This is a genomic window from Streptomyces thermovulgaris (assembly GCF_002155915.1).
GTDB lineage: Bacteria > Actinomycetota > Actinomycetes > Streptomycetales > Streptomycetaceae > Streptomyces > Streptomyces thermovulgaris.
Map to the genome: position 1 here is coordinate 1 of NZ_MUME01000265.1, position 208 is coordinate 208.

At 71.2% G+C, this 208-nt stretch carries 1 protein-coding gene; it reads right to left on the reverse strand.

All coding sequences use genetic code 11. The features are described from left to right. Positions 1-208 (reverse strand): family 4 glycosyl hydrolase (locus CCN35_RS29640; protein WP_483883425.1); only part of this gene is annotated, 208 nt, incomplete at both ends.

The window sequence follows — 208 nt, forward strand, 5'->3', positions numbered from 1 at the left end:
CGCGGTGGAAGTAGTAGTAGTGCAGGTACTCGTTGGGGATCGCGCCGAGCGAGCGCAGCCACTGCGCGCCGAAGAGCCTGCCCTCCTCGAAGGAGCCGAGCAGGCGGGGATCGGCGAGCAGACGCGGGAGTTCGTCGCGTCCGGCCACGCGCAGGCCGCGCACCCAGCCGAGGTGGTTGAGACCGGCGTAGTCGATCCACGCCCGGCG